The organism is Lysobacter korlensis, assembly GCF_042434515.1.
Genome location: NZ_JBHLTG010000008.1, coordinates 80,230 through 95,529 on the forward strand (window position 1 = coordinate 80,230; position 15,300 = coordinate 95,529).

Below are 15,300 nucleotides of genomic sequence, written 5' to 3' on the forward strand. Positions count from 1 at the left end.
GCTGTGCTCGGTTTCCTCGAAGCTACCAGTTGGCGGGGCCCGCCGGGGGGAGGCCGGGGCGCTACTGTCTGAACCCGTGAGTACTCGACATTCCGTGGCCGTGGACCGCGGTGCCCTGGCGGCCGAGACCGATGGGGATCCGCAGCGACCGGCGCTGCTGCTGCTGCATGCCGGCATCGCCACCAGGCGGATGTGGGACCCCCTCATCCCGGCGCTGGCCGAGCGCTTCTTCGTGATCCGGTACGACACCCGCGGATTCGGTGAGAGCACGTCGCAGGCGGTGGAGTTCTCGAACCGCGCCGACGCGATCGCGGTGCTCGATGCCGTCGGTGTCGCGTCCGCCACGCTGATCGGCGCGTCGCGGGGCGGAACGATCGCTCTCGACACCGCGCTCGAGCATCCGTCCCGTGTCCGCGCCCTCGTGCTCATCGGCTCGGGCCCCGGCGGCTGGGACGGGGCGATCGACCCGGCGGAGGAGGCGATGCTGGACGCGGCCGACGCCGCCGAGGAAGCGGGGGAGTGGGACCGGCTGTTCGAGCTGGAGCTCGAGCTGTGGAACATCGGACCGCGGCGCAGTCGGGACGACGTCGACCCGGCGTTCCTCGAGACCGCTCGCGCGCTCGGCCGGTCGAACCGCGCGGCATTCGAGGCGCAGGGCCAGTGCATTCCCGTGCCGCTCGACCCACCGGCCATCGGGCGCCTCACAGAGGTGGCCGTCCCCGCGCTGGTCCTCGCCGGGGAGCACGACCTGAGCTTCGTGCACGACCAGCAGCGGCTCCTCGCCGAGCACCTGCCGGACGTGACCGCCGCGCGCATCGAGGCGGCCGCCCACCTGCCCAGCGTGGAACGGCCGGACGCCGTGCTCGAGGTGCTGCTGTCCTGGCTGGCGGAGCACGCAGGCTGACCTGCGGGGGCAGGGGATGCGGCCAGACGCTGTTGCTAGGGTCGATCCTCGTGAGCAATCCCCTTGAGCCCGGATCCCTGGCCGACAAGCGAGTTCTCGTCACCGGCTCCTCCCGCGGCATCGGCGCCGACACGGCACGCTACTTCGCCGAGGCGGGCGCGCGAGTCGTGGTCAACTATCGCAACAAGGCCGCCCGGGCCCAGAAGCTCGTCGACGAACTGAACGCGGGCGCCGGCAGCGCGATCGCACTCGGCGCCGACCTCACCGACCCGGAGTCCGTCGCCGAGATGTTCCGGCAGGTCGAGCGGGAGTTCGGCGGGCTCGATGTGCTCGTGCTGAACGCCTCCGGCGGGATGGAGAGCGGCATGGGTGAGGACTATGCGATGCGACTGAACCGCGATGCACAGCTGAACGTCCTGGAGTCCGCCCTGCCGCTGCTCGCCGAAGGTTCTCGCGTGGTGTTCGTCACCAGCCACCAGGCGCATTTCATCCGCACCGTCGAGACGATGCCGGAGTACGTGCCGGTGGCGCTCAGCAAGCGGGCGGGCGAGGACGCTCTCCGAGACCGCATCCCGGAGCTCACGCAGAAGGGCATCGGGTTCGTGGTCGTCTCCGGGGACATGATCGAGGGCACCATCACCGCGACGCTCCTGGAGCGGGCCAACCCGGGCGCGATCGCCACCCGCAAGGAGGCGGCCGGACGCCTCTACAACGTCGGCGAGTTCGCCGCCGAGGTCGCGCTCGCGGCCGTCGAGCCGATACCCGAGAACAGCACCCGGTACGTGGGAGACGTGGCCGACTTCCTGCGATGAAGCCGGCCGACATCGAGCTGCTGCTCACCGTCTCCCGCCCGACCGTGGACCCGGCCGGCGGCAGGGCCGTCGTCAGCGTCACCCGGCCGGACCTCGGTGCCGACGCGTCCGTGGGCCAGCTCTGGTCGGTGCCCCTGCATGGCGGCACCCCACGCCGGGTCACCCAGGGGTTCCGCGACACGTCGCCGCAGTTCTCGCCGGACGGCGAGGCGATCGCCTTCCTGCGCGCTGGACGCACGACGCCGCCGCAGCTCGTCGTGATGCCGATCGGCGGGGGAGAGACGGTCACGCTCACGGACCGGAAGCTCGGGGTGACCGAGTTCGACTGGGCCCCGAACTCCCGCTCCCTGGTCTTCGTCTCCCGGGAACCCGAGCACGGCCGCTACGGGACCGTGGAGGGGCTCGACCCCGCATCCGAGCCGCCGCGCCGGCTCACCGAGAAGCGATACCGGGCCAACGGGGTCGGCTACGTGGTGGACAAGCGGGCGCACCTGTTCCGCGTCGACGTGCCGGACCTGACGGCGGAGCCCCGCTACGAACAGGCGCCGTCACCCGACGCCCCGGACGGCGACGAGGCGCCCGCCGTGCCCGAGCCGCGCCAGCTGACGACCGGCGGATTCGATGCCCGGTCGCCGCGGTTCTCGCCCGACGGGACGAGCATCGCCTTCGTGTCCAGCCGACACGAGGCGCGCGACGACGACCTGAGGGCCGACATCTACGAACTCCCGGCCGCCGGGGGAGAGCCGGTCAACCGCACGGCGGCGCACGGCAGCCTCGCCGTGCACGACCTGGTGTTCGCAGGGCCAGGCCGGCTGTTCTTCACAGCGCAGGAGCTCGGGGAGTCCGGAACGGACTTCGTCGCCCGGAACGCATCCGTCTATGTGCTCGACACCCACGGGGGAGTGATCGGCGGCGTCAAGGAAGAGTTCCGTCGGCTCACCGAACCGGAGCACCTGGATTTCGGGGACGCCGACGCGTCGCTCACCGCGGTCGACCAGGAGTCGGTGCTCGCCCAGAACCGGTCCCTCGGCACGCTGCAGCTGATCAAGGTCACCGCGTCCGGCACCCACACGGCGCTGACGTCCGGCCCGCTGGAAGTCACCGGGTCCGCGACCGCAAGGGGCTCGGTCGTCGTCACCGTCGCCGCGGCAGACAGCACCGGGGAGGTTGCGCTGCTCGAAGACGAGGGCGCCACGGTGCTCACCGACTTCTCCACCGCCATCCACGGCGCCGGCGTCCGCCCCGCGCGGGAGCTGACGGTGGCCGGCCGGGACGGCTACCCGGTGCACGGCTGGGTGGTGCTGCCGGAGGGTGATGGGCCGCATCCGGTGCTCCTCAACATCCACGGCGGACCGTTCCACACGTACACCTGCGGGCTCTTCGACGAGGCACAGGTGTACGCGGCCGCCGGATATGCGGTGGTGATGTGCAACCCGCGCGGCTCCGCCGGCTACGGGCAGGCCCACGGCCGCGCCATCCGGCAGGCGATGGGCACGGTCGACATGCATGACGTGCTCGACTTCCTGGACGGAGCGCTCGGCGCGTACGCGATGCTCGACCGGGATCGCGTCGGCATCATGGGCGGCTCGTACGGCGGCTACCTGACGGCGTGGATCCTCGCGCACGAATCCCGGTTCGCCGCCGGCATCGTGGAGCGCGGCTTCCTCGACCCCGAGCTCTTCGCCGGCACCAGCGACATCGGCAGCTACTTCGGGCAGGAGTACGTCGGCACCGATCCGGAGCTGGTGCGCTCCCAGAGCCCCCAGGCGGTCGTGGAGCGCGTCACTGCGCCCACGATGGTGCTGCACTCCGCCGACGATCTGCGGTGTCCGCTGTCGCAGGCGGAGCGGTACTTCTGGTCGCTGAAGACGAACGGTGTGGACACCGAGCTGGTGGTCTTCCCCGGCGAGAACCATGAGCTGAGCCGCACGGGGCGGCCGCGGCATCGGCTGCAGCGATTCGAGGCGATCCTCGACTGGTGGAGCCGGCACCTGCCGGTGGCCTCCGGGCGGTGACCGAGTTCCGCCGTCCGACGGCCCGCGTGCTCCTGTTCGACGCGCAGGACCGGCTGCTGCTCTTCCTCACCCGCTGGCATCGACTTGTCGACCGGCAGCCGCGATGGCTGACGCCGGGCGGGGGCATCGAGCCGGGGGAGTCCGCGGAGCAGGCTGCCCGGCGAGAGCTGCAGGAGGAGACCGGCCTCGTCGCCGGCTCGCTGGGGGAGCCGGTGGGACACACCGAGATCTCGGTGCCCCGGGTGAACGGCGATATCGGCATCGTGCCGGCGACCTATTTCGTCTACCGGACCGATTCCTTCGAGCCGTCGAACGCCGGCTGGACCGTCGAGGAGCACGACGATGTGCTCGCGTTCCGCTGGTGGACGCTCGACGGGCTCGAGTCGACCCCTGAGCCCGTCCAGCCCGACGGGTTCGTCGGCCTCGCCCGATCCGCCCTCGGGCGGCTGCCTACCCCTCGTCCGCCCTCACGTTGAAGCACCGACCGCCGGATCACCGGCTCGTGCTCGAGGGGATCCGCGACTTCCTCGCGGGCTAGGCTGCGTCGCCGTCCAGCATCGCGGCCACGTCCTGCGGCCGGCCGGTGATGGACGCCTCGATGGCCGCGAGGGTGAGCGCGAGCGTGCCGAGGTTCGCCTCGCCGCTGGTCACGGGGGAGCGGCCCTCACGGATCGCGTCCCGGAACTCCCGGACCGATCCGGCCCGGTCGAACCGGTCCATCGCCGGAAGCTTCACCTCCTGGGGCTTCTTCCCCAGCCGGCGGATCAACACCCGGTCGGAGTCGGTGGTGAGGTCGTCACGGCCCGTCCATTCGATGGCCCCCTGCTCGCACTCGACGCGCCAATCGCCCGCCCAGGTCGTCGGCCGGCCGGAGCTCACCCAGCTGCCCTCGTACGCCACCGTGACGTCGTTCGGGAAGCGCACGGTGGTCACCGCGGTGGGCGGCTCGACGAATCGGCTCCACGGCGGATTCGACGTCACGCTGGCGACGCTCACCGGCTCCGCGTCGAGCACGAAGCGCATCAGATCGAAATGGTGGATCGCCATGTCGAGCAGCAGCGGCTGCGCGATCCGGTAGTGCGCGTTCGTCGCCGGGTCCGCCGTGTTGCCGTACTTGCGGAACTGCAGCGACACCGACCCGACCGGGCCGAGCTCGCCGTCCCGAACGAGCCGCGCGGCGGTCTGGGCGGCCGGGTAGAACCGGTAGTTCTGGCTCACCATCAGCATCCGCCCGGCCGCCTGGGCCGCGTCGATCATGCGGCGCGCGTCGGCGATGGTCGGCGCGATCGGCTTCTCGACCAGCACGTGCTTGCCCGCCTCCAGGGCCTCGATGGCGACCGGCGCATGACCGGGCAGCGCCGTCGTGACGAGCACCGCCTCGGCTTCCGTGGCAGCGAGGGCATCCTGCAGGCTGCCGAAGCAGAGCGGTTCCGGGATGCCGACATCCCGGCGGAGCAGACGCAGCATCTCCGGCTCGACGTCGACGTAGCCGACGGTGTGCGAGAGTTCCGGGTACTTCTGGAGCTCCTCGGCCCAGGAGCGGCCCCAGCCGCCCATCCCGACCTGGACGAAGCTCAACGGTGCAGGTGATTTCGTAGCCACCCAGGAACGCTACCGGCACCGTCTGAGCCGCAGGGGCAGATCGCGAAATAGGACCTTCGACCTTGGCGACCGGTCAGGGGCGGGCGTAGCGTGCGGTACATCGGGATTCCTTCATGTATCTCCCTGTCTGGGATGCGGGACAACTGAGCCGGCACTGGGAAGCCGGGATCTGATCGTTCGGCCGCACCCCGTACGACTTCGAGGTGTTGCCGCCAGCGAACCGGCCCCACAAGGGCTGTCCGCGCGCGCAATCGTGCCAGTGGGTGCACCGCCCCTCCTGGGTCGACGAGTCCCGACGACCGCATATTCGCTTCCGCATTCCGGTGCAGGGTGCGTTGCAGGAGGAGATCACCATGTTCGCAAAACCCGCGGGGCTGTCGTCGGTCATCACGGAAGCTGAGACCGGCACCGACAGGCGTCCGTCGGACGTGCGTCCGTTCGAGGTCCGGATTCCCGAAGAGAGGTTCACGGAGCTCCGGCGCCGGATCGAGGCGACGCGCTGGCCCTCGGAGGAGCTCGTTCCGGATCGCTCCCAGGGCGTGCAGCTGGCGACGATGCAGGCGCTGGCCCGCTACTGGACGACCGCGTACGACATGCGCAGCGTCGAGACGAAACTGAACGCGCTGCCGCAGTTCACGACGGAGATCGACGGTGTGGACATCCACTTCATCCACGTCCGGTCGCGCCATGAGAACGCGATGCCGCTGATCATGACGCATGGCTGGCCCGGCTCGGTTCTGGAGCTCCTGGACACCGTGGGCCCGCTGACCGACCCCACCGAATACGGCGGCACCCCGGAGGACGCATTCGACCTGGTGCTGCCCTCGCTGCCTGGCTATGGCTTCTCGGGCGAGCCAGTCGAACTCGGCTGGGAATCCGGACGCACCGCGCGCGCATGGGCGGAGCTGATGCACCGTCTGGGCTACACCCGCTACGTCGCGCAGGGCGGCGACGTGGGTGCCCTGGTCACGGACCTCATGGGCCGCCAGGGGGTCGAGGGGCTGATCGGCTATCACCTGAGCCTGCTCACGGCGGTGCTCGCAGTGGGCGATCAGCTGCCCAGGGAGTCGGAGAAGGAACGCGCAGCAGCCGAAGCGTTCGGGAGGTTCCGGGAGGACGGCTTCGGCTACTTCCTCGAGATGGCGACACGACCACAGACCATCGGCTACTCGTTGATGGATTCGCCCGTCGGGCTGGCTGCCTGGATGCTCGACCATGACACGGACAGCTACGTCAAGATCTCCCGGGCGTTCGTCGACCACGCTCCTGTGGGCAACCTGACCAGGGACAACATCCTGGACAACATCACGCTGTACTGGCTTGCCGGCACCGCAGTGTCCGCCGCCCGGTCGTACTGGGAGGACGCACGAGCACTGGCGGCTGCGCTGGCGAGCGGCCAGGCACCACCGCCGGTGAACGTGCCGGTCGCCTTCACGACGTTCCCCGACGAGATCTGGGCGTCGCCGCGCAGCTGGGTCGAGGCGATCTACCCCGACCTCGCCTACTTCAACGAGGCCGACCGGGGCGGCCACTTCGCCGCGTGGGAGGAGCCGGAGGTCTTCTGCGCTGAGATGCGGGCCGCGTTCAGGCCACTGCGGTGATGAGGCGCCGGTCGATGACGCTGAGAGAGCGAGCTCTGAATGCTTGATGAACGGAATCCGCTTGCCGACCCGGGCGCGACGCCGACGCGTCCGGGCGGCAACGCCCGCACCGGCATCGTCCGATCGATCGCCCACTGGCTGGGGAGCGACAGAGGGGAGCTGCCGATCGAAGGGCGCCTTGCGCCCTTCGACGGCGCCACCGGCTGGCTGAACTCCGAGCCGTTGACGCCCGAGAAGCTTCGCGGACGGGTCGTGCTCGTCGATTTCTGGACCTACACCTGCGTGAACTGGCTCCGGACGCTGCCGTATGTCCGCGCGTGGGCGGCGAAGTACGAGGACGCGGGCCTGACAGTGGTGGGCGTGCACACGCCGGAGTTCGGCTTCGAGAGCGATGTCGACAATGTCGTCGCGCAGACCCGCATTCTGCAGGTGGAGCATCCGGTCGCCATCGACAGTGGATATGCGGTTTGGGGCGCGTTCGCCAACCGCTTCTGGCCGGCGGTCTATATCGCCGACACGGAGGGGCGCATCCGGCACCACCATTTCGGCGAGGGGGAGTACGCCCAGACCGAGATGGTGATCCAGCGCCTCCTCGTCGAGGCCGGGACGCAGGACCTCGACCTCGACCTCGACCTCGTCGACGTCCAGCCTCGCGGACTCGAGGTCGCCGCCGACTGGCAGTCGCTGCGGTCACCCGAGACGTACCTGGGATACCTGCAGAGCAGCGGTTTCGCGTCGGAGGGCACCGCGGCGTTCGACAGACCCTACGACTACGCCGCGGCGTCCCGGTTGCCGCTCAACACGTGGGATCTGACCGGAAACTGGACCTTCGGCAGGCACGCCGCCGTCTCGAACGCCCCGGGGGCACGGATCTCGTTCCAGTTCCATGCCCGAGACCTGAACCTGGTCATGGGTCCCCGGAGATCGGACACCAGCGTTCCTTTTCGGGTCACCCTCAACGGCGACCCCGTGGGTGACAGCCGGGGGAGCGACGTGGACGCGGAAGGCCGGGGGACCGTTCGCGATCAGAACACGTACCAGCTCATCCGCCAGCCCGGCCGGATCACCGAGCGGCTGCTCCAGATCGAGTTCCTCGAGGCCGGTGCGGAGGCGTACTGCTTCACCTTCGGCTGATCCCGGGTGCACTGGGGGAGCGACTCCCCCAGAGAACCTCCCGGGCTGACGCAGACGGCTGCCATCCGGCCGCGCAACCAGCCATCTGCGTCCACTCGATGCGCGATGCCGGGTGAGACATCCTCAGTTCACTGGCCGAGCATCTGTTCACGAATCCGGAAATTTGCTCGACTGGAGCATCCGGACGACTCGGACAGCGAACCGACCGCGGCCCAGGCTTGGACCATCGGAGGAGCGTCGGGTGAACCGGTGGTCAGCCCGCCCGAATGCCCCTCTCGGCCGCCCTATCGATGCGCCGATAATGCACATTTCGCGGATTATGCCGCTCAGTACTGGCATCTAGAGGCGCACACGCGCCGCAAACGCCAGATGACGTGGTCGCGTGCCGTTCGTTCTGCGGCAGGACTGACGGGCGAGAGGTCGGATGAAACGGTTGCGGGCGCGCATGAAGGCCGGGTCGTTGCCGAGCTGACGCCGATGGGCTGGGAACGCGTGCGGGATTTGAAACTCGCGCTGCGTTCACTGTCGACCCTGGAGAGCGGCGGCTGGGAGGCGTTAGCGGTCCTTTGGACCGTCAACGGAGTCGAGTTCCTGGAAGCGCCCTACTGAGGCAGCAAAGGCGCCAGTCGCGAGTTCGCCTCCTTCGACGCCGGTAGTCTCAATCTGAGCCTTGCTGGAGGGAGTGCTGTTGCGACGATTCTGGCGCGCCCTCGTGTTGTTCTGGGTAGCGGTCGGCTCGGGCGCCGGCCTCGTGGCCTCCTACCTGGCCGCAGAGGCCGCCAAGGTGGTCTGGTTGTTCTGGCTGATCGTGGCGGTTGCCGCCGTCGTTGCTCTACTGTTTGGCATCGGGCCCGCGCTTCTCGACGGGGCTCAGAAGCTACGGACTTACCCAAAACTTCTCCTGCAGGTCGGCACCCTGAAGGATCGCGTCGCGGAACTTGAAGCCGAGAACAAGGACCTGAACGAGAACCTGCACACCGCTCGAGCTGAGGGTGTAAGGGAAGGCGAGAACCGGATCCTCGGCGCGGTGAAAGCGGATGGCGTGGAACCGCCTCGGCTCGTAGGCGTGGCGGAGTACCACGGAGAACTCATCCTGGTTGGAGAAGCGCAGGATTCATCGGTTCCAGAAGGCGCGCGATTCGTGGTCAGGTCGGAGTACACCGGACAGGTGTGGGGAGTGGTCGAAGCTCTCGCCACGCAGCCCGGAAGCGCCCGGGTGCCACTAACCTGCGTGGAGCCTACCGTGGAGAAGTACTGGGAGGGGTTGGCTGCCAGGGTCGGGGAAGACGACTCGGCGCCAAAAGGAGCGGTGCTTGCGCCGTTCACCACCGATTTTTCATTCGAGACGGGGCCCGACTTCTCAGCCCCACAGGTGATCGTGCAGGCAGATACGGAGGGCCTCGATGGCTGACGAATACATGGTGGTCGCGACTGCGAAAGTGGCTGGCGTCGTTGATGAGACGCAGCTCAGTCTGAATCAAGGGACCGATTCCGGAATCGAGGTCGGCGACGAAGTGACGCTTTTTCGGACGGTGGACATTACAGATCCCGAAACCGATGAACCACTTGGTCAGGTGCGTCTTGCCCGACTCAAACTGAAAGTCAATACGGTGGCCGCTAGATACAGCATCTGCCGTGTCACCGATCGCGAGCCGATGCCTTCCTCGGCAAGCATTTTGCGAACTCCAAAGCTGAAGCAGGTGACTGATAAGTCTTTCGAGGAGGGGAAGAACGTCATACTCGTCCACCGGGGTGAAGAAGCAGTCGTCCGGCGCCCAGTCAAGAGCGATCCTTGGGTCTCGACAACATGATGGAGCAATGCTTACTGACGGCCGTCTGCCCTACGTCGACTCGCTGCTGACGGAGGAACCTCCGAAGCACTTGTTCCACTACACCGGCGGCGCGGGACTGATTGGAATTCTCGACAGTAAGCAGATGTGGGCCGGGCGTGCGGCGGACCTCAATGACGCCACCGAGCAGAAATACGCACCGGAGCAAGCCCGCGTCTATATCGCGGGCATTCTGGAGTCGGCATCCAACTTGGACCCGCGAGTCGCCGCACAACTGGAGAGAATGAGGGATTCGGTTCACTTCACGAACCGACAGGTGTACACCGTTTCGCTGAGCGCCGAGCGAGACGTGCTCTCGCAGTGGCGCGCGTACTGCCCTCGCAGCGGTGGCGTAGCTCTGGGGTTGCCAGCGCACCACCTTCGTAGCGTGGCAAACGTGCAGGGGTTTTTCCTCGCCCGGTGCCTGTATGACGGTGCCTCCCAGTGGCGGCTAATCAGAGAACTGGTGGATCACCACCTTGAATCTTTCGTGCGTCAGATTGAGCGTGACCCTTCACGCGAGGCCGAAGAAGGTGAGCGATGTGCCGTATCGCTCGCCGCGGATCTCGCCCAATACGGGCCGCTCCTGAAGCACCCGACGTTCAAAGAGGAATTTGAATGGCGGCTGGTCTCTCGCCCTTCCCACGTCGGTGACGCGCGACTTCACTTCATGCCGGGAGATAGCGGCCTGAAGGTCTACATGCGATTCGACTTACACACTCCTGAGCATCCCACCATGCGAAGTGAGGAGTCCTTCGGCGGTCCGGGCGCCATCGTTGGACCGTCTACGGATATTGGGGCTCAGCAGCAAGCAGTGCAGCACCTCATGGCGCAGAAACTCGGGTTCAGTTGCTGGCACGGTAGGACCGGCACGCCGTACCGGTGAGGACCGGAGCGGCGCGACTTGATATGTAACGCACTCGGGGCCAGAGGTGCCCCGGATGCTCGAGTCACTCGGGGCCTTGGGTTGTCGTGCGCGGCGCTATCCGATGCTCCTTTACGCCCAGACTGTCAAGGACGAGCTCGAGCTCGAGTACTCGTTGGGCCATGGCTTCGTATTGCATGCGGAGCAGGATGTATTCCGCCATGGGAACCACCGGCCCAAGCTGCTCACTATCGGTCCTTGCTTGTAGCAACTCCCGGACCTCGCCGTGCTCGTCCACAACAGTGACAACGACGTGGTCAGCGTTCTTGAACTGCTGTAAAGCCAATCGGGCGTACTTCGCCATCCGGTTCGTGACTTCGTCGGAGTAGAGAGGTTCAGGGATCCACTGCTGCCATCCAGGGCGCAGGCTGACGCGCAGGATCACTTCGCCCGGTTTGGGCTCCGTGACTCGTTCCTGCTCCATTGCTCCTGTCCCTGCGTCGGGTGCGCCTTTCGGCACCTGCAGGGGACGGGGCCGGGAGCGGAGTGCAAGGTGTCTCCCTCGACGCGGGCACGGCGAAGCAGGCGTGCGCAGGTTCGGAGAACCTTCCGCAGGCACGCTGGAACGGTCGAGGGGGAGACCGTGCGCGGAGCGAGTGGTCCCGTACGATCTCCGGCCGAAAGCCGCACGGGTCGATGTGGTGACATACAAGCGCACTTGTAGCGCAATTGCAAGCGCACTTGTAAGCTCAGTGCATGGAGATTTCGACCGAAGAAGCCCTCGACCTCGTCCGCCGCCTCTCTCAGCGCGTCGAGGAGGTACGTGAGCAGTTGCAGCTGCAGGAGCGTTGCCGCGACGACTTTCTCCGGATGCTCGACGGCCAGGAGGGCATGCGCCGTTCCGTCATGGCTGCCGCGGCCGGGATGACCGTGAGCCGCCTGCAGCAAATCGTCACTGCCGGAAGCCCGCAGCGGGAACTGTTTGCGGAGGGCGTCGAACTGGACCCCCGCCTGTACGAAGCGCTGCGGGACGCCATTGGGGAAGCAGCCGACCGCGTCGCGGCGGATCGGTACAGGGTCGATGTCACGCCCTGACGCGAGAACGCCGGGAGCTGGAACTCCCGGCGTTCTGAAACTGCCTTGTGGTGAGGCTGCCGGGAATCGAGCCCGACATGGGTGATTCTACGACTGCCCCCGGCCGTCAGGCCGGGGCTCTAGACAATTACGCGGTTAATGTTTCGGCGGGGGAGCAGCGCGCTGATCGGCGGGCTGAGAGATGGGCAGCTCGTGAGGCTGTCCAGCGGCTCTCGCATCGTCCGAACGTGCAGAAGTGCGGCCGCGTGCGGCACTCGTCAACGGTGGAGCTGCGCATGGCGGATGGTCGGGCGTCATACGGGGGACTGGTGACCTGTGGCGCGGTGTGGCTCTGCCCGCCGTGCCAGGCGAAGATCGCGGCGTACCGTTCTCTAGAAGTTGCGGCGGTCACTGAGTGGGCCGAAGCCAACGGCGTCGCGATGTTCTTCGGTGCGCTGACGGTTCACCATGGGCCGAACGATCCGTTGCCGATGTCGCTCGGTACGCTGAACCGTTCCTGGCGCCGGCTGATTCAGGGCGCCGGCTGGCAGCAGATCGTCGACGCTGCGGGTGGCCAGATCCAGTTCATCCGGTCGCTGGAAATCAACATCGGTGCGAACGGCTGGCATCCGCACCTGCACCCGCTTGTCCTGATGCCGCGTGCGGCGGGCCGCGGAGCGGCCGAGCACGCGGTTCAGGACATGCTGGGCCGGTGGGTGCAGATTGTTGTCGCTGAGGGTGGCCGAGTGTCTGTCGACGCTCAGCAGCTCGCGTGGGTCGAGAACGCGCCGGACGTCGGCGCGTACATCACCGATCAGACGTATCAGGGCAAAGCCAGCCGGGTCGATCTGGAGATGACGACGTCGCAATCCAAGTCTGGTTTTGGCCGAGCGAAGGGAACTAAGTCGCACTGGTCGATCATCGAAAACCTCGCGAATTCTAACGCTGATAATGCACATTATGTCAGCTCGCCTTGAGGTGATCCACATCGCGGTCGACCGGTCGCCACGCAATACTGTCTCGACAGCTGTCGCAGGGAGCAAGCGGAAGGCGATTCATGCTGACGGAGATCGCTGAGGGCGTTCTCGTTCACGAGAGCGAGTTCATCCGGACCAATTCCGTCGTCGTGCAGGGCCGCGCCGGTGTGCTGCTCATCGATCCTGGAATCACGAGCAGCGAGATGGCGGACCTCGCGGATGACCTTCGCGAGCTCGGCCGTCCCGTCGTGGCAGGATTCTCCACGCATCCTGACTGGGACCATGTGCTGTGGCACGGGAGCTTCGGCGACCCGCCCCGGTACGGGACGGCCCGCTGCGCGGCCTCCATCCACGATGTGCTGTCGAACGCGGACTGGGAAGCCCGCATAGCCGAAGGACTCCCCCCTGAGTACGCCGACGAGATCCCGATGGCCCTGCTCGGACTTCTCGCCGGTCTGCCCGCCGGAGCTGCCCGGATTCCCTGGGACGGTCCCGAAGTCCGGATCCTCGAGCATCGGGCACATGCACCAGGCCACGCGGCGCTGTTGATCGAGGAGCGCGGCGTCCTCGTGGCGGGCGACATGCTGTCCGACATCCTGATGCCGTTCCTCGACCTGGAGGCCGCGGATCCGATCGAGGACTACCTCGCCGCGCTGCGGATGTTCGAGAGCGTGGCGGACGGGGTCGATGCGGTCATCCCCGGTCACGGCTCGGTCGGCCGAGCTGGACAGCTCCTGGCACGGATCGAACAGGATCGGGCGTACGTGGAGGCGCTGCGAGACGGCGGTGTTCCCGACGACCCGCGGGTCGGTCCATCGGCCCCGCTGGATTGGCTGCCGGAGGTGCACAGCTGGCAGCTGCAGCGGCTCGCCCAGAAAGGGCAGAACGAGGCGGCCGGATAGCGGCGTGCTTTCCCTATCCCCCGTCGCGCCGCTGGGGTCCGACGCCCTCAGTGATGCCCGAGTGCAGGTGCGGGATGTACACCAGCTTCTGCGTGCGACCGTCGAGCACCGTCGATTCGACCAGCTCGAGGTCGAACTCCGGCCCGTCTTGGAACAGTGACGCATAGCCGGCCCGCCCGGTGATCGCAGGGAAGAGCATGACCTCGAGTCGGTCGACGAGTCCGGCGGCCAGGAGTGCGCGATTCAGCGAGATGCTGCCGTGCGAGCGCAGCGGAACAGCGGTCTCACGCTTCAGCCGCTCGACCGCGACCACCGCATCCTCTGCGATGAGCGTCGAGTTCTCCCACCCGAGCGGCTCTTCGAGCGTGCTCGAGAAGACGAGCTTCGGCAGCCTGTTCAGGCTGTCGTAATAGGGCTCGTCGTACTCGGCCACGAACTTCCGGAACTCACGGAACGTCGTCGCGCCGAATACGAGCACCTGGTCCTGCGCGAAGGTGCGCACCCGGTCCTCGCGGAGCTCGGGGCCCTCCTTGCCCCAATATCCGGGCCAGCCCCGCGCGGAGCCGTTGCCGTCGAGACTGCTGAAGAAGTCGACAGTGAAGGACGCCATCCCCCCAAGCTAGCCCGCGAGAACTCGGCGGGTGAAGGGAACGGACCCAGCCGGTCGGCGAGGTCGAGCGCTCCCCCGCGCTCACACGCCGGCGAACAGCTCGTCCAGCACGTGACGCGCGAACTCCGCCTGGCCGGGCGGCTTGTTGGTGATCATGATGAGCCCCTTCCACAGCGCCCAACCGCGGCCGCGCGCCCACGTCGCGTCGTCGACCGCGAGCCCACTCCGGTAGGCGTTGCGCGCGGCGCCGCTGAGGAACGTCCAGACGACGACCGTGTCGCACGCGGGATCGCCGACCCCGGCACACCCGAAGTCGATCACCGCGGCGAGCTCCCCGTCCCGGATGAGCAGGTTGTGGAACGAGACGTCGCCGTGGAACCACACCGGCGCATCGGTATAGCGGGCCGCCAGTGCGTCGCGCCAGAGCCCCGCCGCCCGGTCTCGTTCGCTCCCCTGCACGCGCTCGAGCAGGGCTCCCATCTCGTCGTCGAGGTGGTCGAGCGGGGCTCCGCGGAATGCGCTGTGCAGTCCGGGGCCCGGGGCGCCCGAGGTGTCCGCGGATCGCAGCACCACGAGGAATTCGGCCAGCTCGGCCGCAAGTCGCACGGGATCGGTGATGTCCGTGGTCGACGCCGTCTCCCCCGGAAGCCACCCGTATACGGACCAGGGCGCGGGAAACCGCACCGACGGCCGGCCCGTTCCATGCACCGTCGGAATCGGCAGCGGCAACACGGGCGCCAGGCGCGGGAGCCAGGTCTGCTCTTTCTCCACCTGGGGCACGTAACCCGGCGCGCTCGGCAGCCGGACGCTCAGTGCATCGCCGAGGCGGAAGTTCCGGTGATCGTTGCCGCCTCCCTCAACCGGACGGATCGGCAGGTCACGCCACTGAGGAAACTGCTCGACGAGGAGCTCGCGGACCAGCGCTTCGTCGATGCTCGCCGCGTCGACCCGGTCGGTTCTCATCCGCCCACGTTA

General features: G+C 67.7%; 17 protein-coding genes. 13 read left to right on the forward strand and 4 right to left on the reverse strand.

Annotated features, from left to right (window positions below):
- Positions 1 to 76: 76 nt before the first annotated feature.
- From ACFFGH_RS26830 to ACFFGH_RS26845, 4 genes are read left to right on the forward strand one after another with little or no spacing between them, the layout of a single operon-like run.
- Positions 77 to 904: an alpha/beta fold hydrolase gene (locus ACFFGH_RS26830; RefSeq protein WP_386674121.1), complete on the forward strand. Its 828-nt coding sequence runs from the start codon at positions 77 to 79 to the stop codon at positions 902 to 904.
- A gap of 50 nt (positions 905 to 954) precedes the next feature.
- Positions 955 to 1,716: an SDR family oxidoreductase gene (locus ACFFGH_RS26835; protein ID WP_386674124.1), complete on the forward strand. Its 762-nt coding sequence runs from the start codon at positions 955 to 957 to the stop codon at positions 1,714 to 1,716.
- Positions 1,713 to 3,731, forward strand: a complete 2,019-nt coding sequence (locus ACFFGH_RS26840; protein ID WP_386674127.1) for a S9 family peptidase — start codon at positions 1,713 to 1,715, stop codon at positions 3,729 to 3,731. The genes ACFFGH_RS26835 and ACFFGH_RS26840 overlap by 4 nt, the downstream gene beginning before the upstream one ends.
- Positions 3,728 to 4,207, forward strand: a complete 480-nt coding sequence (locus ACFFGH_RS26845) for an NUDIX hydrolase (RefSeq protein WP_386674130.1) — start codon at positions 3,728 to 3,730, stop codon at positions 4,205 to 4,207. Before ACFFGH_RS26840 ends, ACFFGH_RS26845 begins: the two co-directional genes overlap by 4 nt.
- Before the next feature lie 58 nt (positions 4,208 to 4,265).
- On the opposite strand, the gene ACFFGH_RS26850 is transcribed toward ACFFGH_RS26845, so the two are convergent.
- Positions 4,266 to 5,333 (reverse strand): Gfo/Idh/MocA family protein, encoded by a 1,068-nt coding sequence (locus ACFFGH_RS26850; RefSeq protein ID WP_386674133.1) that lies wholly within the window; start codon positions 5,331 to 5,333, stop codon positions 4,266 to 4,268.
- 353 nt (positions 5,334 to 5,686) lie between these two features.
- On the opposite strand from ACFFGH_RS26850, the gene ACFFGH_RS26855 reads away from it, so the two are divergent.
- From ACFFGH_RS26855 to ACFFGH_RS26880, 6 genes are all read left to right on the forward strand, one after another.
- The gene (locus ACFFGH_RS26855; protein WP_386674136.1) at positions 5,687 to 6,934 is read left to right on the forward strand and encodes an epoxide hydrolase family protein; all 1,248 of its coding nucleotides are present in this window, start codon (positions 5,687 to 5,689) and stop codon (positions 6,932 to 6,934) included.
- Between the two features lie 39 nt (positions 6,935 to 6,973).
- Positions 6,974 to 8,068 carry a thioredoxin family protein gene (locus tag ACFFGH_RS26860; RefSeq protein WP_386674139.1) on the forward strand — a complete coding sequence of 365 codons (1,095 nt, stop codon included), beginning with the start codon at positions 6,974 to 6,976 and terminating at the stop codon, positions 8,066 to 8,068.
- Positions 8,069 to 8,317: 249 nt separating this feature from the next.
- Positions 8,318 to 8,677 carry a hypothetical protein gene (locus ACFFGH_RS26865; protein ID WP_386674142.1) on the forward strand — a complete coding sequence of 120 codons (360 nt, stop codon included), beginning with the start codon at positions 8,318 to 8,320 and terminating at the stop codon, positions 8,675 to 8,677.
- 61 nt (positions 8,678 to 8,738) lie between these two features.
- Positions 8,739 to 9,479 (forward strand): hypothetical protein, encoded by a 741-nt coding sequence (locus ACFFGH_RS26870; protein WP_386674145.1) that lies wholly within the window; start codon positions 8,739 to 8,741, stop codon positions 9,477 to 9,479.
- On the forward strand, positions 9,472 to 9,879 hold the full coding sequence (locus ACFFGH_RS26875; protein ID WP_386674148.1) for a FlgT C-terminal domain-containing protein: 408 nt from the start codon (positions 9,472 to 9,474) through the stop codon (positions 9,877 to 9,879). The genes ACFFGH_RS26870 and ACFFGH_RS26875 overlap by 8 nt, the downstream gene beginning before the upstream one ends.
- Positions 9,880 to 9,886: 7 nt before the next feature.
- Positions 9,887 to 10,783 (forward strand): DUF2971 domain-containing protein, encoded by an 897-nt coding sequence (locus ACFFGH_RS26880; RefSeq protein WP_386674150.1) that lies wholly within the window; start codon positions 9,887 to 9,889, stop codon positions 10,781 to 10,783.
- Positions 10,784 to 10,847: 64 nt separating this feature from the next.
- On the opposite strand, the gene ACFFGH_RS26885 is transcribed toward ACFFGH_RS26880, so the two are convergent.
- Positions 10,848 to 11,246, reverse strand: a complete 399-nt coding sequence (locus tag ACFFGH_RS26885; protein ID WP_386674153.1) for a hypothetical protein — start codon at positions 11,244 to 11,246, stop codon at positions 10,848 to 10,850.
- A gap of 272 nt (positions 11,247 to 11,518) precedes the next feature.
- Here ACFFGH_RS26885 and ACFFGH_RS26890 point away from each other — a divergent pair, with 272 nt between their 5' ends.
- The 3 genes from ACFFGH_RS26890 to ACFFGH_RS26900 all read left to right on the forward strand — a co-directional run bounded on the left by ACFFGH_RS26890 (position 11,519) and on the right by ACFFGH_RS26900 (position 13,715).
- Positions 11,519 to 11,857: a hypothetical protein gene (locus ACFFGH_RS26890; protein ID WP_386674156.1), complete on the forward strand. Its 339-nt coding sequence runs from the start codon at positions 11,519 to 11,521 to the stop codon at positions 11,855 to 11,857.
- Between the two features lie 227 nt (positions 11,858 to 12,084).
- A complete protein-coding gene (locus ACFFGH_RS26895) occupies positions 12,085 to 12,813 on the forward strand; it encodes a protein rep (RefSeq protein ID WP_386674159.1) in 729 nt (242 codons plus the stop codon).
- Between the two features lie 80 nt (positions 12,814 to 12,893).
- Positions 12,894 to 13,715: an MBL fold metallo-hydrolase gene (locus ACFFGH_RS26900; RefSeq protein WP_386674162.1), complete on the forward strand. Its 822-nt coding sequence runs from the start codon at positions 12,894 to 12,896 to the stop codon at positions 13,713 to 13,715.
- A gap of 13 nt (positions 13,716 to 13,728) precedes the next feature.
- Here ACFFGH_RS26900 and ACFFGH_RS26905 read toward each other — a convergent pair whose 3' ends face one another.
- Positions 13,729 to 14,325 (reverse strand): dihydrofolate reductase family protein, encoded by a 597-nt coding sequence (locus ACFFGH_RS26905; protein WP_386674165.1) that lies wholly within the window; start codon positions 14,323 to 14,325, stop codon positions 13,729 to 13,731.
- Positions 14,326 to 14,406: 81 nt separating this feature from the next.
- Complete coding sequence (locus ACFFGH_RS26910; protein WP_386674168.1) at positions 14,407 to 15,288, reverse strand: aminoglycoside phosphotransferase family protein; 882 nt, start codon at positions 15,286 to 15,288, stop codon at positions 14,407 to 14,409.
- Between the last annotated feature and the right edge of the window lie 12 nt (positions 15,289 to 15,300).